This is a genomic window from Amycolatopsis balhimycina FH 1894 (assembly GCF_000384295.1).
Lineage (GTDB): Bacteria > Actinomycetota > Actinomycetes > Mycobacteriales > Pseudonocardiaceae > Amycolatopsis > Amycolatopsis balhimycina.
The window spans coordinates 6381867-6404611 of the sequence record NZ_KB913037.1; the positions used below are offsets into that span (position 1 = coordinate 6381867).

22 protein-coding genes and 1 other RNA gene are annotated in these 22745 nt (G+C 72.1%); 11 read left to right on the top strand and 12 right to left on the bottom strand.

The annotated features are described in order from the left end of the window. Positions 1-30: 30 nt before the first annotated feature. The 4 genes from A3CE_RS0129255 to A3CE_RS0129270 all read right to left on the bottom strand — a co-directional run bounded on the left by A3CE_RS0129255 (position 31) and on the right by A3CE_RS0129270 (position 2830). The gene (locus A3CE_RS0129255; RefSeq protein ID WP_020643657.1) at positions 31-543 is read right to left on the bottom strand and encodes an SRPBCC domain-containing protein; all 513 of its coding nucleotides are present in this window, start codon (positions 541-543) and stop codon (positions 31-33) included. After that, positions 540-860, bottom strand: coding sequence for an ArsR/SmtB family transcription factor (locus A3CE_RS0129260; protein WP_020643658.1), 321 nt, complete (start codon positions 858-860; stop codon positions 540-542). Before A3CE_RS0129260 ends, A3CE_RS0129255 begins: the two co-directional genes overlap by 4 nt. 108 nt (positions 861-968) lie before the next feature. Next, complete coding sequence (locus A3CE_RS0129265) at positions 969-2336, bottom strand: GntT/GntP/DsdX family permease (protein ID WP_020643659.1); 1368 nt, start codon at positions 2334-2336, stop codon at positions 969-971. Next, positions 2333-2830, bottom strand: coding sequence for a gluconokinase (locus tag A3CE_RS0129270; RefSeq protein ID WP_020643660.1), 498 nt, complete (start codon positions 2828-2830; stop codon positions 2333-2335). The genes A3CE_RS0129265 and A3CE_RS0129270 overlap by 4 nt, the downstream gene beginning before the upstream one ends. 103 nt (positions 2831-2933) lie before the next feature. Here A3CE_RS0129270 and A3CE_RS0129275 point away from each other — a divergent pair, with 103 nt between their 5' ends. Beyond that, a complete protein-coding gene (locus A3CE_RS0129275; protein WP_020643661.1) occupies positions 2934-3647 on the top strand; it encodes a FadR/GntR family transcriptional regulator in 714 nt (237 codons plus the stop codon). 41 nt (positions 3648-3688) lie between these two features. After that, positions 3689-4579 carry a cobalamin biosynthesis protein CobD/CbiB gene (locus A3CE_RS0129280; RefSeq protein WP_020643662.1) on the top strand — a complete coding sequence of 297 codons (891 nt, stop codon included), beginning with the start codon at positions 3689-3691 and terminating at the stop codon, positions 4577-4579. A 277-nt stretch (positions 4580-4856) separates the two neighbouring features. Here A3CE_RS0129280 and A3CE_RS0129285 read toward each other — a convergent pair whose 3' ends face one another. The 4 genes from A3CE_RS0129285 to A3CE_RS0129305 form a co-directional block, all read right to left on the bottom strand. After that, positions 4857-5471, bottom strand: a complete 615-nt coding sequence (locus A3CE_RS0129285; RefSeq protein WP_020643663.1) for an FMN-binding negative transcriptional regulator — start codon at positions 5469-5471, stop codon at positions 4857-4859. 50 nt (positions 5472-5521) lie between these two features. Beyond that, the gene (locus A3CE_RS0129290) at positions 5522-6352 is read right to left on the bottom strand and encodes an SURF1 family cytochrome oxidase biogenesis protein (RefSeq protein WP_020643664.1); all 831 of its coding nucleotides are present in this window, start codon (positions 6350-6352) and stop codon (positions 5522-5524) included. 49 nt (positions 6353-6401) lie between these two features. Then, positions 6402-6863: a low molecular weight protein-tyrosine-phosphatase gene (locus tag A3CE_RS0129295; protein ID WP_020643665.1), complete on the bottom strand. Its 462-nt coding sequence runs from the start codon at positions 6861-6863 to the stop codon at positions 6402-6404. Positions 6864-7187: 324 nt separating this feature from the next. Next, on the bottom strand, positions 7188-7784 hold the full coding sequence (locus A3CE_RS0129305) for a chorismate mutase (RefSeq protein ID WP_026468988.1): 597 nt from the start codon (positions 7782-7784) through the stop codon (positions 7188-7190). Between A3CE_RS0129305 and A3CE_RS0129310 the strand changes: the two genes are divergently transcribed. From A3CE_RS0129310 to A3CE_RS0129325, 4 genes are all read left to right on the top strand, one after another. Next, positions 7783-8646, top strand: a complete 864-nt coding sequence (locus A3CE_RS0129310) for a Nif3-like dinuclear metal center hexameric protein (protein WP_051183793.1) — start codon at positions 7783-7785, stop codon at positions 8644-8646. The two genes, A3CE_RS0129305 and A3CE_RS0129310, sit on opposite strands and share 2 nt — an antisense overlap. A 10-nt stretch (positions 8647-8656) precedes the next feature. Beyond that, positions 8657-9394: a zinc ribbon domain-containing protein gene (locus A3CE_RS0129315; protein ID WP_020643669.1), complete on the top strand. Its 738-nt coding sequence runs from the start codon at positions 8657-8659 to the stop codon at positions 9392-9394. 77 nt (positions 9395-9471) lie between these two features. After that, entirely contained in the window at positions 9472-10596 is a 1125-nt protein-coding gene (locus A3CE_RS0129320) for a bifunctional RNase H/acid phosphatase (RefSeq protein WP_020643670.1), read from the top strand. Between the two features lie 198 nt (positions 10597-10794). Continuing rightward, positions 10795-12537, top strand: a complete 1743-nt coding sequence (locus A3CE_RS0129325) for a hypothetical protein (RefSeq protein ID WP_020643671.1) — start codon at positions 10795-10797, stop codon at positions 12535-12537. A 108-nt stretch (positions 12538-12645) separates the two neighbouring features. On the opposite strand, the gene A3CE_RS0129330 is transcribed toward A3CE_RS0129325, so the two are convergent. From A3CE_RS0129330 to A3CE_RS0129345, 4 genes are all read right to left on the bottom strand, one after another. Next, entirely contained in the window at positions 12646-13887 is a 1242-nt protein-coding gene (locus A3CE_RS0129330; RefSeq protein WP_020643672.1) for an SLC13 family permease, read from the bottom strand. A 305-nt stretch (positions 13888-14192) separates the two neighbouring features. Continuing rightward, positions 14193-17012, bottom strand: coding sequence for an AAA family ATPase (locus A3CE_RS0129335; RefSeq protein WP_020643673.1), 2820 nt, complete (start codon positions 17010-17012; stop codon positions 14193-14195). Positions 17013-17108: 96 nt separating this feature from the next. Continuing rightward, positions 17109-17513: a hypothetical protein gene (locus tag A3CE_RS0129340; protein WP_020643674.1), complete on the bottom strand. Its 405-nt coding sequence runs from the start codon at positions 17511-17513 to the stop codon at positions 17109-17111. Continuing rightward, entirely contained in the window at positions 17510-18088 is a 579-nt protein-coding gene (locus A3CE_RS0129345) for a sigma-70 family RNA polymerase sigma factor (protein ID WP_020643675.1), read from the bottom strand. The genes A3CE_RS0129340 and A3CE_RS0129345 overlap by 4 nt, the downstream gene beginning before the upstream one ends. 246 nt (positions 18089-18334) lie before the next feature. On the opposite strand from A3CE_RS0129345, the gene A3CE_RS0129350 reads away from it, so the two are divergent. The 5 genes from A3CE_RS0129350 (at position 18335) to A3CE_RS0129365 (ending at position 22414) form a co-directional block, all read left to right on the top strand. After that, a complete protein-coding gene (locus A3CE_RS0129350; RefSeq protein WP_026468989.1) occupies positions 18335-19003 on the top strand; it encodes a DUF4142 domain-containing protein in 669 nt (222 codons plus the stop codon). 8 nt (positions 19004-19011) lie between these two features. Continuing rightward, the gene (locus tag A3CE_RS0129355; protein WP_020643676.1) at positions 19012-19824 is read left to right on the top strand and encodes a ferredoxin; all 813 of its coding nucleotides are present in this window, start codon (positions 19012-19014) and stop codon (positions 19822-19824) included. Next, the gene (locus A3CE_RS0129360; RefSeq protein WP_020643677.1) at positions 19821-21056 is read left to right on the top strand and encodes an NAD(P)/FAD-dependent oxidoreductase; all 1236 of its coding nucleotides are present in this window, start codon (positions 19821-19823) and stop codon (positions 21054-21056) included. Before A3CE_RS0129355 ends, A3CE_RS0129360 begins: the two co-directional genes overlap by 4 nt. A gap of 20 nt (positions 21057-21076) precedes the next feature. Next, an RNA gene (gene rnpB, locus A3CE_RS53935) (RNase P RNA component class A) lies at positions 21077-21483 on the top strand. A 76-nt stretch (positions 21484-21559) separates the two neighbouring features. Next, positions 21560-22414: an SCO6745 family protein gene (locus A3CE_RS0129365; protein WP_020643678.1), complete on the top strand. Its 855-nt coding sequence runs from the start codon at positions 21560-21562 to the stop codon at positions 22412-22414. The last annotated feature ends 331 nt before the right edge of the window (positions 22415-22745 follow it).

Here is a 22745-nt window from a genome sequence, read left to right on the forward strand (position 1 = left end):
GCGGCGCGAGGCAGGTCACGCCGAACCCCCTTACGGCGCCGGGACGATCGTCTCGCCGGTCTCCAGCAGGGACTTGAGATCGGAGAGGATCCAGGCCCAGCCGCCACCCGCGTTCTCGCCCGGGCCGGCGTTGACGTCCTCGTGCACGCCTGCGACCATCTCAGCGGTCAGCGGGGCGCCGGTGACGTCGTGGGTGACGGTGAGCCGCGTCCCCGCGGTCTTCGTCGCCTCGATGTCGTAGGTGAGTGTCGTGTACGGCTCACCGGCCATCTCTTCGGGGCCCAGCAGCAGTTTCCAGGTGATGACCAGCTTGCGCGGCGGGTCGACCTCGAGGACTTCGCCGTCGACGAGGTCGCCGGTGAGCCCGGCGTCGATGAACGCCTGCGTCGGGCGGGTGCGGTGCTTGCCGCCGACCTTGAGGTCGAAGTCGGCGAGGCCGGTGTAGCCGTACTTCTCGGTCCACTCGGGCTTGGTGATGGCCTCCCAGATGCGCTCGGGGGTCGCCTTGATGTAGACGCGGTGGACCTGCACGGTGTTCGTCATGGTTCTTCGCCTTCCAGCTCGTTCTTGAGATCGAGGAGCGCGGTGACCTGGCGCTCGGTGTACTTGTCGATCCACCGGTCGTGGATCTGGCGGATCGGGACGGGGTTGAGGAAGTGCCGCTTCTCGCGGCCTTCCTTGCGTGCGATGACGAGCCCGGCTTCTTCCAGAAGCTTCAGGTGCTTCATGACGCCGAAGCGGGTCATCTCCACCTGGGTCTCCAGCTCGGTGAGCGTGCGGCCGTCACGCTCGAAGAGCAGGTCGAGCAGGTACCGGCGGGTCGGATCCGCCAGCGCCTTGAACACCAGGTCGTCTTGCACCCCTCGAAGATAGGTGACCAAAAGGTCACATGTCAACGCCTGCCAAAAGCCGTGAATGGCACATTGAGGGACTCTAAGTCCCTCAATGTGCCATTCACGGACCTGGAGTTAGACCACCAGGGAGAGCGGGAGGATCAGCGCGATGGCGACCACCGAGATGAGCGTCTCCATCACCGACCAGCTCTTGAGCGTCTGGCCGACCGAGAGTCCGAAGTACTCCTTGACCAGCCAGAACCCGGCGTCGTTGACGTGCGAGAAGAACAGCGATCCGGCGCCGATCGCGAGCACCAGCAGCGCGCTGTGCGACGGGTCCATGTCCGCGGCCAGGGGTGCCACGATGCCGGCCGCGGAGACCGTCGCGACCGTGGCCGAACCCGTCGCCAGCCGGATCGCGACCGCGACCAGCCAGCCGAGCAGCAGCGGCGAGAGGTGCGCGTCCTTGGCCAGGCCGGTGATGACGTCCCCGACGCCGGCCTCGACGAGCGTCTGCTTGAACCCGCCGCCCGCGCCGACGATGAGGATGATCCCGGCGATCGGGCCGAGCGAGTCACCGACCACAGTGGACAGTTTGGCGCGGTCCAGCCCGGCCGGGCGGCCGAGCAGCACCATGCCCACCAGTACCGCCGCGAGCAGCGCGATCAGCGGGTCGCCGGCGAAGTCGAAGATCTTCCGGGCCTGGTTGTCCTTGGCCAGCAGGATGTCCGACAGGGCTTTCGCCAGCATGAGCACGACCGGTAGCAGCACAGTCGTCAACGTCGCGGCGAAGCTCGGCCGCGGCTTGTCCGTGTCGGCGCGTTCGGGGATGAGCCGCTCGGGGGCCACGGCGTCCGGCACCAGCCGCGCCGCGACCTTGCCGAACAGCGGGCCCGCGACGACCAGCGTCGGGATGCCGACGAGCAGGCCGAACGCCAGCGTGACCCCGACGTTCGCGTTCAACGCACCCGCCGCGGCCAGCGGGCCGGGGTGCGGCGGGACGAGCCCGTGCAGCACGGAAAGCCCGGCGAGGGCGGGAATCCCCAGCAGCATCAACGGTTTCCCGGTGCGCTTGACCGCGAGCAGCACCACCGGGATGAGCAGGACGAGCCCGATCTCGAAGAACATCGGCAGCCCGATCAGTGCCGCGACCAGCGCCATCGCCCAGGGCAGCGCGGCGCCGCGGGCCTTGCCGAGCACGGTGTCGACGATCTGGTCGGCGCCGCCGGAGTCGGCCAGCAGTTTGCCGAGCATCGCGCCGAGGGCGATCAGGATGCCGACGGACGCGACCGTGCTGCCGACCCCGGCGGAGAACTTCTTGATCACGTCGGTGATCGGCATCCCGGCGGTCAGGCCGAGCACGAGCGAGCCGAGCGTCAGCGACAGGAAAGGGTGCAGCTTCACCTTCGTGATCAGCACGACGATGACGGCGATCGCGACGACGGTCGCGGCGATCAGGCGGGTGTCGTGGCCGGTCCAGCCGGTGGCGAGGACGGCGTTCACCCGTGCTCCCGGAAGGCGGCCAGCACGGCTTCGGTGATCTCTTCCGGAGTGCCGCCGGTGTTGTCGAAGACGGCGCCGGCCTCGTCCGGTTCGAGGGGTTCGAGGTCGGCGAGCTGGGAGTCCAGGAGTGACACGGGCATGAAGTGGCCGGAGCGGGTCTTCATCCGCTCGGCCAGCTGCGCCCGGTCGCCGTTCAGGTGGGCGAACCAGACGTCGCCGCCGCCGCGCAGGACGTCGCGGTACCGGCGCTTGAGCGCGGACGACGTCACGACGCCGCCGGCGGCCTGGTGGTCGCGGATCCAGCCGGCGATGGCTTCGAGCCAGGGCGCGCGGTCTTCGTCGGTCAGCGGCGTGCCCGCGGTCATCTTGTCGATGTTGGCCTTCGGATGGAACGTGTCCGCTTCGGCGTATTCGACGTCCAAGGCGTGCGCGAGCGCTGTGCCGATCGTCGTCTTCCCGGAGCCTGACACCCCCATCACCACGATGACGGTCATCCCGCACCTCCCACTTCGTTGTGCCCAGGCGAGTGAAACTCAAAAGTACTACTTATTCAAGATGAAGTACTACTTAATCGAATCAGACGTTAGCCTCGGAGGTGTGGGGACCGACAGGCACGAACAGGTACTGGACGCGCTGGGCGCGGCGATCGCGAACGGATCGCTGGCGCCGGGCACCGTGCTGCGCTCCGAAGAGCTTCAGGAACGCTTCGGCGCTTCGCGGACCGTGGCCCGCGAGGTCGTCCGCGTGCTCGAGACGATGCGGCTGACCAGCAGCAAGCGGCGCGTCGGGGTGATCGTCCGTGAGCCTGCGGAGTGGAACCACTACGACCCGCGGCTGATCCGCTGGCAGCTCGACGGGCCGGCCCGCCCGGCGGCGCTCGCCACGCTGAACGAGCTGCGGTCGGCGATCGAGCCGTGCGCGGCGCGGTTCGCGGCCCTGCGCGCGACGCCGGAGGAGCGCGGCCGCCTCGGCGCGCTGGGGGAGCGGCTGGCGCGGACGGCCCGCGCGCGCGACCTCTCGGCGTTCCTCGGGTTCGACATCGCCTTCCACGACCTGCTGCTGACCGCGTCCCGGAACTCGATGTTCGGGCAGCTGTCCGACGTCGTCGCGGAGGTGCTCACCGGGCGGACCGGGCACGGCCTGATGCCGCCGGAGCCGCAGCCCGAGGCCGTCGCGCTGCACCTGGAGGTGGCCGCGGCGGTGGCCGCCGGCGAGGCGGACCGGGCGGAGCGGGCGATGCGCGACATCGTCGTCCAGGCGCGGGACGAGATCGCCGCCCTGGTATCCGAGGGCGGGCCCGAGGTCGAGTAGCCTCCTCGCGGAACTGGACTTTCTTACGCCAGGGGGCACAGGTGAGCGCGGCACGCGCGATCGGGTTGGTGCTGGGTGTGGCGGCCGACGGCGCCGTCGGCGACCCCCGGCGGCGGCTCCCGGTGACGGCGTTCCGCCGTCTCCCGCCCCGCTCGGGCGTCCTGGTCGCCGGCGCGGCGGTGCTGGGCGGGGCGCTGCTGGAGCGGGCCGGCCGCGGCCGCCCCCTGGTGCAGGCGTCGGCGACGGCGGTGACGACGTGGGCGGTCCTCGGCGCGGCGGGCCTGGCGCTGCAGGGCACGGAGCTGGCCCGCGACCTCGAGGAGTGCCGCTTCGAGCCGGCGCGCTCGACACTGTCCGAACTGGACCCCCGGGTCGCCGACGGGCTGAACGCGATCGCGCTGTCCCGGGCCTCGGTGGAGACGTTGGCGGAGAACACGTCCGACGCGGTCGTGGCGCCGCTGGTGTGGGGCGCGCTGGCGGGGGTGCCGGGCCTGCTGGGCGCGCGGGCGGTGAGCCTGCTGCGCCGGGCCCGGGCGGGACGCCGCGGCCACTGGGCGATCGACCGCCTCGACGAACTGGTCCACCTGGTCCCGACGCGGGTGGCAGCCGCCTTGACGGTCCTGGCGGCCCCGGTGGTCGGCGGCTCGGCGGGCGGCGCGTGGCGGGCATGGCGCCGCGACACGATCGCCCACCCGAGCCCGAACGCGGGCCGCGTGGAGGCGGCGTTCGCGGGAGCATTGGAGGTCCGCGTCGGCGGGCGGACGGTGTACCCGCACGGGGTGGCGGAGCTGCCGGTGCTGGGTGTGGGGCGGAACCCGGACGCGGGGCACGTGACGCGGGCGGTGGAGCTGTCCCGGGTCGTGGGTTGGCTGGCCGGGGTCACTTCGGTGGTGCTGGCGGTGGCCGCGGGCCTTTGGCGCCGCCCGAGCTGAACGCAGTTGTCCACAGGGGCGGTCGGATGTGGACAGTTGCGCTGCCCAGCTCGTTTTCCGGCGGTTTTGCCGCCTGCCGCCGGTAAACTGGACTTGGGGACGCCCCCCAGGGAGGGCGGGGGGTCGGCAAAGTCGCGCCCGGTTCGCGGATCGGCGACTCGCTGAGGTCTTGAATGACTCATTCAGGACCTCCGAAGACCTGAATGAGTCATTCAAGACACCGCGGCAGCAGCCGACTTTGCCGGAACCGTGCCAGGGAGGGCGGGGGAGCGCTCGTTCAGCCGCGGCGGCGCAGCTGCGCCAGGGCCTCCTCGTCCAGCGGCCCACCGCGCTCCGCCAGCCGGGCCCCGATCCGCTCCCGGTCCTCGGCCGGCTTGTTCCCGCCGAACTTGAACTTCGCGCGCACCCCGGTGATCGCGAACTCGATCCCGCGGATCCCCGGCAGCAGCCGCCGGTCCGGGGCCTCGGCCGCGCTCACCGGCGCCCGCGAGCCGTCCGGCTCGAAGTGCCGCAGCTGCTTGTCGAGCAGCGCTGCCTTCGACGCCGGATCGTCGACCAGGCGCACGTCCCCTTCGAGCTGCACCGTCGCGTAGTACGACGTCGGCACGCCGTGGGCGGGGTCCGCGGCCGTGTTCCAGTCCGCGCGGATGTAGGTGTGGTCGCCGACCACCGTCAGCAGCGCCCGGGGGTGCTCCTCCAGCAACGGCCAGATCGGGTTCGGGCGGGCCAGGTGCGTGAGGATCGTGCGGTCGCCGTCGAACGCGAAGTGCGCCGGTGTCACCACGGGCAGGTCGCGGCCCACCCCACCGGCGATGAGCTGGCCGAAGTCGTGTCCGGACAGCCACTCGCGCCACTCGGCGTCCGAGGCGGCGTCCCACGGGTGGATCAGCATGACCCGAGTATCGGCGAGGCAAGTGGCCTCACTACAGGGCCATTTCCGGCCTATCTCTGAGGGCCACTTTCGGCGTACTCGTCCTCGGCCAGGATCTCCGAGACGGACTTCCGGCGCGTAGGAGCGGAGGAAGCGTTCAGCGCCCCACCCGGCTTCAGCTCGCGGACCGTGAAGTACAGCCAGCCGAGCAGCGCCATCGTCCCGAACGCGATCCACTGCAGCGCGTACGACAGGAACGGCCCCGAGTCGGTCTGCGGCAGCGGCAGCGCGTCGAGCACGCCGGGCTGGCCGACGTCGAGCTGGAAGTACCCGGGCCGGATGTCGAGCTTCCCCGCCCGCGCGACGACCCGCGAATCGACGACGTAGCTCTGGAGCTTCCCGCCGGTCGAATCGTCGGCGAACGCGTCGCGGTTCTTCGGGTCGGTCTCGTCCGCCCGCGCCCGCGCGGTCACCTGCACGATCCCGGCCGGCGGCGGCGCGTACGGCAGCATGCCCGACTTGCTGTCGAGCCGGACGTAACCCCGGTCGATCAGCACGACCGTGCCGTCGGCGGTCCGCAGCGGCGTCAGCACTTCGTAGGCACCTTCACCCTGGACCGTCCGCAGCCGCGCGGCGACCTCCTTGTCCGGCAGGTACTGGCCGGTGATCGAGACGAGGTGCCATTCGGTGCGCTGACCGGGCTCACTCCCCGGCGGCAGCAGCTGCGCCAGCGGCACCGGAGCGGCGGTGAACGACGTCGTGAGCGCGGAGTTCTGCTGCTCGCGCTCGGCGTTGCGGCTGAACTGCCACGGCGCGAGGAGCGTGAAGCAGCAGATGGCGAAGGTGAACACCACCGCCGTCAGAGCCAGCCACCCGGGCCGGAGCAGGAACCGCAACCGCACCCCACCACGGTAGCCCGTGCCCTCCGGCGGCCTTCGCGGGCTGTGACCTCTACCCCCGCGAACGCACCCAATCCAGCAAACCGGGCACCGAGCGCTCGATCATGCCGAGAACGTCTTCGAAGCCGTCGTCGCCGCCGTAGTACGGGTCCGGGACCTCGGCGCCTTCGGGGGCCGCCGGGTCGAACGACCGCAGCAGCCGCACCTTCGCCGGGTCGCCGGCCCGCGCCCGCAGGAACTCCGCGTGCCCTTCGTCGGCGGCCAGCAGGAGGTCGGCGGCCAGGTCCTCGTCCGACACCTCGGAGGCGACGTGCGCGGTCGGATAGCCGTGCGCCTTGAGCGTCGCGCGGGCGCGCTTGTCGGCGGGCTCCCCGGCGTGCCACGGCCCGGTGCCCGCGCTCGTCACGCGCACGGCGTCACCGAGGCCGGCGTCGTCGAGCCGGGCCCGGAACACCAGCTCGGCCATCGGGGAGCGGCAGATGTTGCCGGAACAGACGAAGACGATGTGCGTCACGTCCCGAGCGTACTGTGCCGATTGTTACCAATCCGGCCACAGTCACGGCCTAAGGCTTCCGCAGCGACGGCTGCGTCCCGCGCGGGGGGCGGCCTGCTTTTGGCCAGATGGGTAACCGCCGGGTTCACCCGGTCACCCGCCCGCTCGGCGGTATCCGCGGTCCGCGCCGCGCACTTAGCGTCGATCGGGCGAGGACGCGAACCGGAAGGAGAGCGATCATGCACGGGTGCTGCTCGAAGTGCACCGGCCAGGGCTGCGGCTGCTGCGGCAACTGCAACTGACCGCCCCCGGCGACCGCGGCGGCCCGAGGCCGCCGCGGCGCCCCTAACCGGCCGTACACGTCGCCGAAGTCGCTTCGCCGAGGGCGTGCGCGTGCAGCGCGTCGAAATGGTGCACGACGTCCGCGAAAGCCGCGGACACCAGCTGGTGCGCCGGGCACGAACGCGCCGCCCGCACCGGGATCGTCGCCGCCAGCTCGGTCAGCAGGCTCGTGTTCAGCCCGTCGATCACCGGGCGGATCTGCCCGAGGCCGGGGCGGGTCGTGGGCGCCTCCGCGGGGTGCGCGTCCCAGCGCGCGTAGAGGCCGCGCTGCACCACCTTGTTCGCCTCGATCTGGGCGTGGAAGAACCGGACCGCGTCCGCCGGGTCGAGGCCCAGCTGCGGGGCCCGCGCCGCGACCGAGTCGTAGATCTGCTGCTCGCGCGCCGGGTCGTCGATCGGCGACGGCGTGCCGTACTTGGCCGCGGCCACCTGGTCGGCGATCCGGACGCGCTGGGCGGCCAGGTCGGTGAGCCGCCACAGCGACGGACTCGAAAACGACGGACTCGAAAACGACGGGCTCGAAGCCGAAGCGGGGACCGCGAAGAGGAGTGAGCCGGCGAGGACCGCCGTCACCGTGACGAGCAAGGACCGAAGGCGCATGGTTCCGGACGGTACATGCGAAGATCCCCGGGTGTCCGCGCCTTCCGCCCTTTCCGAAGTCATCTCCGTGCTGGAACAGGCCTACCCGCCCGCGCTCGCCGAGTCGTGGGACGCCGTCGGCCTCGTCTGCGGCGATCCCGCCGAACCCGTGTCGCGCGTGCTGTTCTGCGTCGACCCCGTCGCCGAAACCGTCGACGAGGCCGCGGACCTCGGTGCGCAGCTGATCGTCGCCCACCACCCGCTGCTGCTGCGCGGCGTGCACGGCGTGCCCGCCGACTCCGCCAAGGGTGCCCTGGTGCACCGGATGATCCGCGAAGGCATCGCCCTCTACTGCGCGCACACCAACGCCGACTCCGCCGACCCCGGCGTCTCCGACGCGCTGGCCACGGCGATCGGCCTGCGCGTGACCGGGCCGCTCGCGCCGAACGCCGACGGCGTCACCGGCATCGGCCGCCTCGGCGAGCTGCCCGAGCCCGAGCCGTTCGCGGTGTTCGTCCAGCGCGTCGCCGACGCCCTGCCCGAGACCGTTCCGGGGGTGCTCGGGGCCGGCGACGAAGACCGCCCGATCCGCACCGTCGCCGTGTCCGGCGGTGCCGGGGACTCCTACCTGAAGCAGGCCACCGCGGCCGGTGCCGACGCCTTCGTCACCGCGGACCTGCGGCATCACCCCGCCGGCGAGCACCTGGCCGGCCGGGGCCCGGTGCCCGCACTGGTCGGGCTGACCCACTGGGCCAGCGAATGGCCCTGGTGCGGGCAAGCCTCGGCGGTCGTGGCCGAGGCGTTTGCGGGTAACGTCGACGTTCACGTCTCCACGCGGTGCACCGACCCGTGGAACGTCCGCGCCGAGCGCACATCGAATTAAGAGGAGCACCGTGAAGGCCGAACCCGCCGTGCAGCGTCAGTTGCTCGAGCTCGCCAAGGTGGACGCCGAGCTCTCGCGCACCGCGCACCGCCGCCGCACCCTGCCCGAGCTGGCCGAGATCGACGCGGGGGAGAAGACCGTCCGTGACCGCCGCGACGCGCTCGTCTCGGTGGAGACCGCCGCCTCCGACCTCGACCGTGAGATCGCCCGGCAGGAGAAGGAGATCGAGTCGGTCCGCGCCCGCGAGGACCGCGACCGCAAGCTCCTGGCGTCCGGGTCGGTCAACTCGAAGCAGATGACCGACATCGAGCACGAGCTGCAGTCGCTGGAACGCCGCCAGAGCGCGCTCGAAGACGACCTGCTGGAGCTGATGGAGCAGCGCGAGGCCCTCGGCCTGGACGCGCAGCGCACCGGCGCCGAGGTGGACAAGGCCGAGACCGAGGTCGCCGCCGCGATCGTCCGCCGCGACGAGGCGTTCAAGGACCTCGACACGACCCGCGCGCGCCGCGACGAAGACCGCGCGAAGCTGCTGCTGCGCTTCCCGGAGCCGCTGCTCAAGCTGTACGAACGGGTCCGCGAGCACAAGGGCATCGGGGCCGCGCTGCTGCGCGCCCGCCGCTGCGGCGCCTGCCAGCTGGAGCTGGACCGCAACACCGTCAACGAGATCAAGGGTGCGCCGGAGGACGACGTCATCCAGTGCGAGAACTGCGGCGCGATCCTGGTCCGGACCATGGAGTCGGGTCTGTGACTTCGCACGGTGTTTCCGGGGGTGCAACCCCCGAACCCCGCCCGGGGGGCTTCGCCCCCACGGACCCCCCAAAGCATGTGGTAGTCGAGGCCGACGGCGGTTCCCGAGGCAACCCCGGGCCGGCCGGCTACGGCGCGGTCGTCAAGGACAGCGACGGCCAGGTCCTCGCCGAGCGCAAGGAAAGCCTCGGCGTCGTCACCAACAACGTCGCCGAGTACAACGGCCTGATCGCCGGGCTGACCGCCGCCGCCGAGGTCGGAGCGTCCACTGTGGACGTCCGGATGGACTCGAAGCTCGTGGTCGAGCAGATGTCCGGGCGCTGGAAGATCAAGCACCCGGACATGCAGCCGCTCGCCGGGCGCGCCAAGGAACTGGCCGCCGGGTTCTCGCGCGTCGGGTACGAGTGGATCCCGCGCGCGCAGAACTCCCACGCCGACCGGCTCGCCAACGAAGCCATGGACGCGGCGACCGGCAAGCCCGCCGCCGGCCGACCCGGAACCGCCGCGAAGAAACCGCAGCTGCCGACCCGGAAACCCGACCGCGCGGCGGTGGCCTGGACCGGCGCCAGCGGCACCCCGACCCGGTTGCTCCTGCTGCGCCACGGCCAGACGGAGATGTCGGCGCTGCGCCGCTACTCCGGCCGCGGCGACGTCCCGCTGACCGAGCTGGGCCGCGCGCAGGCCGCGGCGGCGGCGAAGCGGCTGGCCGCGACCGACGGCCTGGTCGTCGACGGCGAGGCCGTCCCGATCATCTCCTCGCCGCTGACCCGGACGAAGCAGACCGCGCAGGCCGTCGCCGACGCGCTCGGCGGCCGCGTCGAGACCCACCTCGGCCTCATCGAGACCGACTTCGGCGAGTGGGAAGGCCTGACCTTCCCCGAAGCGGCCGACCGAGACCCCGAACTGCACCGATCGTGGCTCGGCGACAGCTCGGTCCCGCCGCCCGGCGGAGAGAGCTTCGACGTCGTGCACCGCCGGGTCCGCAAGGCCCGCGACGAGCTGATCGCCGAGCACGGGGGGCGGACGTTGGTGCTGGTCAGCCACGTGACGCCGATCAAGACCCTGCTCCGGATGGGGCTCGACGCCGGCCCGCAGCTGCTGTTCCGGCTGCACCTCGATCTGGCGTCCCTGTCGATCGTCGAGTTCTACCCGGACGGGAACGCCTCGGTGCGCCTCGTCAACGACACCTCGCACCTGGCCTGACTGGCGCTGTGATATTCAGGAAAGTGTGGGGTGGATCACGCTCAATGCCGACGCGTGGCCGACCCCGGATGGGGTATTGGCTACAGTGGCTCGGGCCGCGTCGCCGCGGTGAGGGCCCAGGTCCCGGGTCCGATCAGGGGGCGCCGGCTCGCGCGTATCCCACCGGCAGATGCCTGCGGGCGGAACAGTGACGAGGACATGACGGCTAGCGCACTCACCGAGACCTCCCCGAGCGACGTCCCCGAGGACCCCGCACCCGCCACGACCAGGCGGGGCTGGGGCGCGCGGCTCGCGCCGGTGCTGGCCGTGCTCGCCGGTGTCGCGGCGGTCGCCGTCCACGCCACCCGCTACGGCCACTGGATCGTCGACGACGCCGCCATCACCTTCTCCTACGCCCGCAGCTTCGCCGACGGCCTCGGCCCGGTGCTGCAGCCGGGCGCCCCGCCGGTCGAGGGCTTCTCCGACCCGACGTGGATGGTCCTGCTCGGCGTCGGCAAGCTCGTGGGCCTCTTCGACCACGGCCTGCTGTTCGGCATCCCGGACTACGTGCTGTTCCCCAAGGCGCTGGGCCTGCTGTTCACCGGCGGCGTCCTGACGGCCTGCTACATCGCCGCGAAGCAGATCTTCACCCGCTTCGCCTGGCTCGCGACGCTGGTCGTCGGCCTGACGCTGGCGACGATCCCGTCGTACGTCATCTGGGTCGTGTCCGGCCTCGAGAACTCGCTGTTCGCGTTCGCGGTCGTCACCCTCGGCGTGACGCTGTTCGTCTCGGTGAAGCGGGACAAGCTGCTGACGCCGAAGGTCGCGCTGGGGGCGGGCGTCATCGTGGCCTTCGCCGCGCTGACCCGGCCGGAAGGCCTGATCTACGCGGGCGCGTACCCGCTGGCCGCGCTGTTCCTGCTGCGGTCCGGGCTGTTCTGGAAGAGCTTCCGGTTCGCGCTGCTGTCGGTGGCGGCGTTCGCCGTGCCGTTCGGTGCGTACGTCGTCTGGCGGCACGCGGAGTTCGGCCGGCTGCTGGCCAACCCTTCGGTGGCGAAGCAGCAGGGCCTGCCCGGCTTCGACGCCGTGAAGCGGCCGTTCGAGCTGGTCGCCTACGCGGGCTGGGCCGGCGTGGTCGTGCTGGCGCTGGTGATCGTGTTCGCGCTGGTCAAGGCCCCGTGGCGGCGTCCGCTGATCGCGTTGCTGGTGCCGCTGGGGCTCGGGGTCGTCGCGTACGGCGTGATGGTCGCCGACTGGATGTACCAGCACCGGTTCGCCAGCCCGATCTGGCCGCTGGCCGTCATCGCGGGCACGCTGTCGGCCGGTGAGCTCCTGCGCCACCGGCGGGCGCTGCTGCGCGTCGGCGTGGTCGTGGTGCTGATGGGCGCGTTCGTCCCGTCGGGCATCGGGTTCGCGGCCTCGGCGGACAAGTTCGCGGACAACCCGAACATCACGGCGTGCCTGGTGGCCGACCGGTTCGGCCGCACCTTCAACACCTACGCCGACATCCTCGGCCTGCCGAAGGCGTCGCTGCTGCTGCCGGACCTCGGCGGCTCGTCGATGACCAGCAGGCTCGAGCTGGTCGACATGGCGGGCCTGGTCAACAAGCCGATCGCCGACCTGGTGCACGACAACGACCTGCGGGGTCTCCGGAACTACGTGTTCGACACCGTGAAGCCGACGTTCATCCACTCGTGGGGTCCGTGGGCGGCGGGCAACGGCATCGCGCTGGACCCGCGGCTCGACCGCGACTACGTGCTGATCTACAGCTCCCCGATCGAGGGCCTCCGCAACGGCGACTGGGTCCGCCGCGACGTGGCCACCGACCCGGCCAAGCTGAAGGCGGCGCAGGACTACGCGGCGAAGACGGCCCCCGAGGTGGCGGCCAACCGCTTCGGCGGCCCGCTGGACGACTGCGGCCCGACGATGAAGCCGGGCCAGACGATCGCGATGCCGGGCTGATCCGCGCAACTCGCGTGATCAGACCCGTAACCAGCGTGATCGAGGCCGGAACTCGCCAGTTACGGCTTCGATCACGCGAGTTACGGCTTCGATCACGCGAGTTACGGGTTACGTCGTCAGGCTGAGGCCGAGCCAGAGGGCGACGGTCGCCGCGGCGAGGCACAGCGGGGTCGTGATGGCGCCGAGGGCGTGGAACGTCCTGGCCGACGGGTGTTCCGGGAGGGTGCGGCGCCAGAGCAGCGTCGCCAGGGAACCGAGGTAGCTCGCGTTCGGGCCGATGTTGACGCCGAGCAGCACGGCCAGCAGCACGCCGGGCGCGGGGTGCGGGCCCAGCACCGACAGCAGGATCAGCGTCGCCGGGAGGTTGTTGACCAGGTTGGCCAGCAGCGCCGCCACCCCGGCCGCGAGCAGCAGGTCGACCAGGCCGGTGGACGCCGGCAGGACGTCGCGCAGCAGGCCGCCGAGGACGTGTTCCGACACCGCCTCGACCACGACCGCGAGTCCCAGCACGAACAGGCACAGCTGCGGCGCCGCCTCGGTGACCAGCTGCCACGGCTGGATCTTGCCCCCCGCGAGCGCCCGCACCCCGAGGACCAGCGCGGCGAGCGCGGCGATCCACACCGGCTCGACGTGCCCGAGCTGGCCCACCGCGAACCCGACGAGGGTGAGCGCCAGGATGACGAGCGCGAACGTCGGCGGCTCCTGGTGCTGCCGCGGCTCGGCGGTGTCCCGCGGGCGGAGGTCCACGGCGAAGAACCGCAGGAAAACGACCAGTTCGATGGCGATGGTGACCAGCCACGGCAGGGCCATGAGCGCGGTGAACCCGGCGAACGTCAGCCCCGACGCGGCGAAGGCCAGCAGGTTGGTCAGATTGGACACCGGCAGCAGCGTCGACGCGGAGTTCGCCAGGTGCGCGCACGCGTAGACGTGCGGCCGGGCGGGCAGTTCCAGGCTCGTCGCGGTCGCGAGGACCACGGGGGTGAGCAGCACGACGGTGGCGTCCAGGCTGAGGATGGCGGTGACCCCGGCCGCGGCGGCGAAGGTCAGCACGAGCAGCCGCCGCGGCCGCCCGTGGCACGCCTCGGCGAGCCGGCTGCCGAGCCAGGAGAAGACGCCGTCCACACTGGCCAAAAAGGACAAAAGGAGGATGGCGGCCAGAAAGCCCAGCGTCGGCAGGATTTCCACGGTCCGATGCCCGGCCGCGGCGGGCCGCACGAGCCCCAGCAGCAGCGCGAGCCCTGCGGCCGGAACGGCGGCCACGGCCTCCGGCCAGCCCCGCGGCCGGACGATCGCGAAGAGCAGTACGCCGGCCAAGAGCACCAGGCTTCCCGCGCCTGCCCAGAAGTTCACCTGTGCACGCTAACCTCGGACGCACGGACCCCGCGGGGGCGCCCCCCCCGTCTTCCACGCTACCGGCAGGCACCGACAATTCGGCGCGCCGAACGTCGTGAACGACTCGTTCATGACGCCGGACGAGGTGAACGGGTCGTTCACGACACGCTTCGGCGAGGGCATGCGCTGCCGGAGTCCCGGCCCCGCGTCCGTGCCGGACCCCGGGCCTGCTCGCCGCGGAGGCCGGTTTTGCCGGTACCCCCGGGTAGCGTGGAAATCGGGGGCAGCTCAGCCCAGTGTCCGAAGTGGACTCAGAAGCGGACTCAGCTGCCGCGCTGCGACTTCGCCAACGCGCCGCCGAGTTCCGCACGTCCCGGGATGCCCAGCTTGCGGTAGGCGCCGGACAGGTGCAGCTCCACCGTCCGCCGCGTCAGGTGCAACGCCGTCGCGATCTCGCGGTTGGTCAGGCCCTGGGCCGCCATCACCGCGATGCGGTTCTCCTGCCGGGTCAGGCCGTGCTCGTTGTCCTTCGCCGGGGTCAGCGCGCGCCGGGCCGAGCGCAGCTCCTCCGCCGCTCGGCGGGCCAGGGGGCGGGCTCCGCAGTGCTCGCTCAGCTCCACCGCCTGCCGCAGGGTTTCGATGGCCTTTTCGGACTGGCCGTGCCGTGCCTGCAGCGTGCCCAGCTCGGTCTGGGCCGTCGCGAGCTGCAGCCGGGCCGGTGACGACCGCAGCGTCGTGATCGCCTTGCTCAGCGCCCGCTCGGCTTCGTCGTCCTCGCGGACCAGGCCGAGCGTCGTCAACGCCGTGCCGAGCGGGCGGGCCGCGCCCCAGCGGGCCGAGGCGTTGATGTCCTCTTCGGCCAGCCGCGCCGCGTCGTCGGCCTGGCCGAGGGCCAGCGCCGCCCGCGCCGCGTGCGCGCGCCACGGCACGAAACCCGGGAACCGCATGCCGTGGTGCGCGAGCCGCCGCCCGCAGCTGAGCAGGTCCTCGAAGCCGAAGCGCGTGTACCCCGTCGCGACGCGCAGGCGGCCCCGCGCGTACAGCAGGTACGTGTGGGTGAACAGGCCCTGGCTGGCGACGAAGTCCATCCGGTCCAGCAACGACGTCGCCGCCTCGAACCGGCCCAGGTCCACCCAGCATTCGACGAGCTTCGCCGCGCACAGGACGCCGATCGGGCAGGTCGTCGTCCCGCCGCGCTCGTCGAACCGGCGCAGCAGCGACTCGAAGTGGACGCTCGCCCGCTGCAGGTCCCCGCTGGCCTGCAGCGCGATCCCGCGGGCCAGGGTGGGCAGCGCGCCGTGCGGCACGTGCACGTCCCACGGTTCGCGCTCGACGTCGAGGACCCGGCACAGCCGGTCGACGTGCGCCGGCTCCTCCGCCAGGACCGCGGTGGCCAGCGTGAAGAAGTAGTGCTGCTCGAACAGCTCGCCGTCGTCGCCGCTCGGCCTCCGGGGGCTCCCGGCGGGGTCGCCGGCTTGGCTCAGCGCGTCCGCGAAGTGCCCGACCGCCTCCTGCGCCGATTCGCCGCTGCGGACGGCGTCGAGCGCCAGCAGCGCGGAGCGGCTCCGCTGCGCCGCCGGGTCGGTCAGCGGCGCCCACTGCTCCTCGAAGTCGCGGAACTCCGGCGGCGGGCCGAGCCTGCTCCCGGCCTCGGCGAGGTAGGTCATGCACAACAGCGGCCAGACGGCGTCCGGGCCGCCGGCGTCGAGCCGCGCCGCGATCTGGCCCGCCGCGCTGATCCCGAGCCGGGCGTCCTGGCCGCCGCAGAGCGACAGCAGCATCGCGGAGGCGATGTGCGCGGCCGTGTCGCGGTTGCCGACGGTGTCGACGGCCTCCCGCACCCGCTTCGCCGCGCCGGGCGGGTCGAACTGGAACTCCGCGTGGGCGAGCTGGAGCAGCACGGCCATCCGGCGCCCGGACGTCAGCCGTTCCTCCAGCGCCCGCCGCAGGTGCGCCGCGGCCAGCTCGGCCCGCCCGGAGAACACGGCGTCGCGCGCGCTCAGCCGCAGCACGTCCACCGCCCACGGGATCCGGATCGACGTCGCTTCCAGCAGGTGGGCGGCGACGCGCTCGGCCGGCGCGCCCGCCTCCGCCAGCAGCTTCGCGGCCCGGGAGTGGTTGACCGCTCGCGTGGTCTGCGGCATGTCCTTCAGCAGGGAGTTGCGGACGAACGAGTAGGTGAGCGTCGGCTGGCTGCTGTTGTTCAGCACGTGCAGCCGGACCATGGTGTCGATCGCCTGCAGCGCTTCGAGCTCGTCGACGTCGGCGAGCCGGGCCAGCAGGTCGAAGCCCGCGTCCTCGCCGAGGATCGCCGCCGCGTCCAGGATCGCCGGAGCGTGCGGGAACTCCTGCATTCGCGTGTGGAGCACCTGCCCGATCAGCGAGGAGCCGAGCTCGTGCGGGTCCACGCCGGGGAGGAGCCGCGGCCGCAGCGCCTGCAGCAGAACCGGGTTGCCGCCGGTCGCCTCGCGGCAGGCCGAGGCGAGCTCCCCGGGCGCGAGGCCGAGGATTCCCGCCGCGGCCGCGTCGCCGACGCCGTTCAGCGTGATCCTGACCGGCGTGCTCCCCACGATGTCCAGCAGCGCGACCTCGCGGTGCGGGGGATACCCGACGACGGAGGTGAGCGTGATCAGCACCGGCAGGTCGACGACGCGGTTGCGGATGTAGGCCAGGCACCGCAGGGACCAGGCGTCGGCCAGGTGCACGTTGTCGATGCCGAGGAACAGCGGGCGCTTCCCGGCCGCCTCGCGGACGATCCGGAAGAAGAGTTCGAGCGCTTCGCTCTCGCCGGCCGGTCCGCACAGCTCGGTGACGGGCGGGCTCGGTGCGCCCGGGTCGTCCAGCGCGTCGGCCAGCTGACGGGCGACCCCGCCGGGCAGGTGGCTCTCCAGGCGCGACCCGGTGGCGATCGCGACGGTGAAGCCCGCGTCGGCGGCCAGCGCCGCGGCGGCGTGGAGCGTGGCGCTCTTGCCCATGCCGAACTCGCCGACCAGGACCGCGCTGGCGGCCGTGCCGCCGAGAACGGCGGGGAAGAGGCTGGTCAGGCGGTTGAGCTCGGGCTCGCGGCCGGGGAGCCGCAGGGCGGGACGCTTCGGTACCGAAGCCCCGCTGACGGGGTTCTCGGGATTTACTTCGGTATCCACCGTAAGGACTTTCATGTTGGGTTCGGGCAGACTACTGGAAACCGGCCCACCACGGGAGTGGAGCGCGGTGACCTGGGGAAACCGCCCGGGAACCCGTTACGGCCGGCAGAGCGCCCCACGACGCAGGTCCACCACCAGAGCAGGGGAGACGATGTACGCAGCCGATGCGACCCGGATCTTCCCGGCGACGGGGCGGGCCACGCCCAGGGCCGTCACGGCCATCCCCAGCACGAGCAGCAGCAGCGGGCCGGCCACCGAGCCCCGACGGTGCGCGTACGGCTTTCCGGCCGCGCCGTCGCCGGGAGGCCGGTAGCGGCCGGCCGGTCCGCCGCGGGGGAGCCAGCCGAGCCGGGCCGCTTCGGCCAGCGCGCCGGCCACCGGGCCGAACCCGGTGACCCGGGCCCGGCAGCGGGCGCAGCCGAGAAGGTGTTCCTCGAACTCTTCCGGATCGTCCAGGACGCCCAGCCGGTAGGCCGCGGCGTCGGCGTGCCGCCCCCTCATCGCACCGTCACTTCCCCGAGCGCCTTCCGCAATTGCCGCATCGCGGTGTACAACCGCGATTTCACCGTTCCCTCGGGAATTCCCAGAATTGCGGCCGCCTGCCGAACGGTGTTTCCGGCGAGGTACGTCTCGTAGATGACGGAACGGTATTTCTCGTCGAGTTCGACCAATGCCCGGGAAATCGTTAGCGCGGCTAACGAGCTGTCGGTGCGGTCGGCGGACTCGGCGTTTTCCGGGATCTCCAGGGCGACCTCCTGCGGGCGGACCCGGCGGTTTCTCCAGCCGTCGATGACGATCCGCCGAGCCACCGTGAGCAGCCACCCGCGGAGCATTCCGGGCTCGCGTTCGAGCGTGCCGGAGTGCTGCCACGCGCGGATCATCGTCTCTTGCACCACGTCTTCGGTCCACTGCCGGTCGTGGTTGGTCAGGGCCATCACCTGCGAAAACAGGGTGGCGCGGAAGTCCTTGTAGAGCAACGGGACCAAGTCGTCGGGCTCGCCGAGGTCGACGTCGAGCGCCGTGGCGGACGAGGCGTAGCCGACCTGGCCGCGACTTTCTCTGCCCAGTGCTTCCATAAAGCTCGCAACCTCACCTGACTGGCGGACCGAGGGGTCATCGGAGCGTAGCGCAAAATCACTTAATAGACCATATGCATCAGTTTTCACACTCAATTAGCCGCCGAGGCGACGGCAGTCGTCATCAGTTGGTTCACAATGTGTCTTGTGATACACGTCACAGTCACTAAAAGGTGACGGTGAGAACCGGATCAGAGGTGCGGACCGTAGCTGTCCATGAGGACTCTTCGCGAAGGGACAACGGGGATGCCGCTCCGATTCGTGGCACTGCTGGCCGCCACGGCCGCGTTCGTGCTCGGCTGTGCTTTCCCGGCGTCGGCCGGGGAACTGCAGCAGACCGACCGCACCCTGCTCACCCGGCTGAAGCAGCACACGCTGTGGGCCGTGCCGTCGAGCAGGCTCGCCGCCGACCGCGCCACCAACCGGCGCGTCCGCGCCGTCGCCGTCCGCATCGCCGACGACCAGGCCCGCCTCGACGTCGCCCTCCGCGCGGTCGCCGACCGGCTCGCCGTCACCCTGCCGGGGGAGCCCACGGACGCCGAACGCGCCTGGGCGGGCGAGATCGCCGCGGACTCCGGTGACGCGTTCGACCGCGCCTACGTCAACCGGCTCCGCGCCGAGTACGGCACCCTCTTCGCCCTCGCCTCCGACGTCCGCGCCGGCACCCGCGACGACGACGTCCGCGCGTTCGCCCAGACCGCCGTCGACACCGCGCTCGGCCACCTGACGCTCCTGGAGAGCACTGGGCTCGCCGAGACCACGTCCCTGCTCGTCTCCGCCACCGAGGACGACACCCTCGGCGGCGGCGACTTCGCCCTCGCGGCCGTTTTCGTGGCGTTCGCCGCCGTCGTCACGTTCGGCCTGCTCCGCCTGCTCGGAACCCCCGGCAGGACCGCGCCGCGCACCCGGAGGTAAGCCGCCCCATGTCCCCCTCAGCCGCGCTGATCCCGGTGTCGCCGCACGACATCGGGATCGCCGAGGCGGCCACCCTGTCTGGCCGCCTCACTTACCTCTGCATGTGCCTGACGCTGTCCTGGGGCGTCCTCGCCGCCACCGGCTGGGTCCGCCGGTTCAGCGGCCAGGACGCGATCCGCACCGGGCACGTCCTGCTCGCCGCGTTCACCCTCGCCCTCGGCACCGTGCACGGGCTGACCTTCCTCTTCCTGGAGGACGACCCGGTCGGCGTCGCCGACCTGCTCCTGCCCTTCTACGACGGCACGCCGCGGCACGCGCTGGGCATCGCCGGCCTCGAGCTCGTGATCGCCGTGTCCGTGACCGCGGGCCTGCGGCGAGGCACCCGCGAAGGCCGCTGGCTGCGGTTCCACCAGGCCGGTTACCTCGCCATCGGCCTGCTCGCCGTGCACGCCTGGCTCGGCGCCGTCTCGAGCGGGCACCTCGCCCTGGTCTGGCTCGCCGGCATCACGCTGCTCGTCCCGCCGGTGCTGCTGTCGGTCCTGCGCGTGCTGCCCGCCCGGGTCCTCGCCCGCGCCGGGCTGGTCACGGCACCGCCGGCCGAACCCGGCGCCGAGCCCGCCACCCTGCGCGTCGACGTCGACAGCCACCGCTGCCACGCCTACGGCGTCTGCCAGTCCGAGGCGCCCCAGGTCTTCCAGCTCGGCCAGGACGGGCAGCTCGAGTACGAGAAACGCCCGCTCGCCCAGCTCGCCCCGAACATCCAGGCCGCCGCGCGCGCCTGCCCCATGAGAGCCATCCACCTGTTGGGAGCCACCCGATGAGCGAACGCATCGTCATCGCCGGAGCCGGCCTCGCCGGCCTGCGCGCCGCCGAACGGCTGCGCGAACTCGGCTTCGACGGCGAAGTCGTCGTCCTGGGTGCCGAACCCGGCATCGCCTACCACCGCCCGGCCCTGTCCAAGCAGCTCCTCACCGGCGCGGTCAGCCGGGCCGACACCCTCCTCGCCGACCCCCTCGAAGTCGACGCGGAATGGCGGTTCGACACCCCGGTCACGGCGGTGTCGCCCCAGAAGCAGGTCGTCCACCTCCGCGACGAGGAACTGCCCTACGACGGCCTGATCATCGCCACCGGCGTCGAACCCCGCCGCATGCCCGGCGCGCCGCACGGCCACCCGCGCGTGGTCGTAGTCCGCACCCTCGCCGACACGATCGCCCTCCAGCGCGCCCTCGCCTCGAACCCCGGCCCGGTCGCCGTGATCGGCGACGGCTTCATCGGCTGCGAAGTCGCGTCCAGCCTGCGGGAGATGAACCGGGACGTCGTCCTCTTCGGACGGTCGAGAGCGCTGCTGGCCGACGTCCTCGGCCCCGACATCGGCGACTGGCTCACCGCGCTCCACACTGCCCGCGGCGTCCACCTCGAACTCGGCACGACGATCCGCCGCTGGCGTCCCGCACCCACCCACGTCGGCCTCGAGTTCGCCGACGGCCGCGCCCTCGAAGTCGCCTGCGTCGTCGTCGCGGTGGGCAGCGTCCCGGCCGTCTCCTGGCTCCGCGGCGCCAAGCTCCCCCTCGACGACGGCGTCGTCTGCGGGCCCACCTGCCACGTCGTCGGCTCCTCGACGATCGTCGCCGCGGGCGACGTCGCCCGCTGGCCCAACCTGCGCTTCGACCCGGCCCCCCAGCGCGACGAACACTGGCTCAACGCCGTCGAAATGAGCCGCGCCGCCGCCCAGAACCTCCTCGCCGGCCCCCAGGGCTCCCCGGCCTACACCCCGGTGCCCCGCTACTGGTCCGAACAACACGGCGTCCGCATCCAGGTCGCCGGCCGGCCCGCGCTCGCCACCGACACCGTCCTGCTCGAATCCCCTGTCCCCGGCACCCGCCCGATCACCGGCTTCGTCCGGAACGGCAAGCTCGTCGGCCTGATCGGGCTCGACAGCCCCGCCGCCGTCCTCCACTGGACCGCCGAACTCGCCCGCCAGCACCCCGCGCCCGCCGAACCCCCGCCCGAAGTCCGGCCCCGCCACCACAGCGAGGCCGTGGCCGGGTACTGAGCTACCATCCAGCCTGCGGACGAGCTGGCAGGGCGGTCGCGAGCCGGGGCGACCCGGTCCGAGGAAAGTCCGGACTCCGCAGGGCAGGGTGGTTGCTAACGGCAACCCGGGGTGACCCGCGGGACAGTGCCACAGAGAACAGACCGCCCCGGTCCGTGTGCTTCATGAGGACCGGGGTAAGGGTGAAACGGTGGTGTAAGAGACCACCAGCATCCCGGGCGACCGGGGTGGCTAGGTAAACCCCACCCGGAGCAAGGCCAAGAGGGAGCTCTCGAGCTCCTGCGCAGGCGTTCGAGGACGGCCCGTCCGAGCCTGCGGGTAGGCCGCTGGAGCCTGCCGGCAACGGCAGGCCGAGATGGATGGCCGTCGCCCCGGAAGCCGCAAGGCGACCGGGGAACAGGATCCGGCTTACATGCCAGCTCGTCCGCACCCAGCCGTGTCCGTCCCTGTGGTGCGACGATCTTCGGTTCCCCCGCGGGGTTACTCGGTAGTAGGGTGCCGCTATGGCGGGTGACGAGCAGCGGTTCAAGGCGGCCTTCGACTCTTTGCACGCTCTGGTGTACTTCGCGCCGGAGGTCGACGCCGCGTTCGCCGGGGCCGGGCTGCGGCCGGGGCGGATGCCGTACTTCGCCGGGCGGAGTGCCGCCATGGGGGCCGTCGGGCCCGAGGTCGTCGCCGCCACCTTCTACAACTTCAACCCCGAGGTCGTCGCCCGCACCATCCCGCGGGCCTGGACCCTGGCGACGCCCGAGCAGGTGCTCGAGGCGCGGCTGGCCGGCGTCGGCAAGGCGCTCACGCGGCTGCTCGGCGACCACGTCAAGAGCGACGAAGCCGCCGAGGCCGCCGAACTCGCCCGCGAAGCCACGGCGGGGTGCCGCGCGGAAGGCCGTCCGCTCTACGCCGCCCACGCCGGGCTGGCCTGGCCGGGAGAGCCGCACCTCGTTCTCTGGCACGCCGTCACGCTGCTTCGCGAGCACCGCGGCGACGGGCACATCGCCGCTCTCGTGCTCGAAGGGCTCAGCGGGCTCGAAGCGCTCGTCACCCACGGCGCCACCGGACGCGGGTTCGTCACCGCCGCCGCGAAGCTCACCCGCGGCTGGAGCGACGAGCAGTGGAGCGCCGCCGAGAGCGCGTTGAAGGACCGCGGCCTCCTCGACGCCGAGGGCGCGCTCACCGACGCGGGCCTCGCGCAGCGCGACCGCGTCGAGACCGCCACCGAGACGGCCGCGCGGGGGCCGTGGGACCACCTGGGACCCGAGAAGACCGCCCGGCTCGAAGAGCTGTGCCGCGGTCTCAGCGTCCGCGTCGTCGAGGCCGGCGTCTTCCCGGCGGACGTTTTCGCCCTGGGCCGGCCCTGATCGACCAAGATCACGCTATGTAGTGAAAATCGCGTGAAGTGCTGAGCCCCCTGTGACGGACAGCGAGGGCGGTCAAGATCGAGATGGTGTCCGACCGGCCGCGGGGCCGTCACAGAGCGGACTCGTGGGACGCGGCCGTTCGTGTCGTGTCACACTGTTCCGGGCCGCACAACGGCTCGAGTGCCAGTACCCACAGTGAGCAAATCCCGGGCATTGGGGTGAGTTCGTCAGCACACTGAGAAGTATGGGTGGCCGGGGTTCAACCCGAGGGCCCTTGCCGCGATGATGGTGGGCGTGGAGTTTTCGTGTGCCGTGCGGACTGCATCGGTTG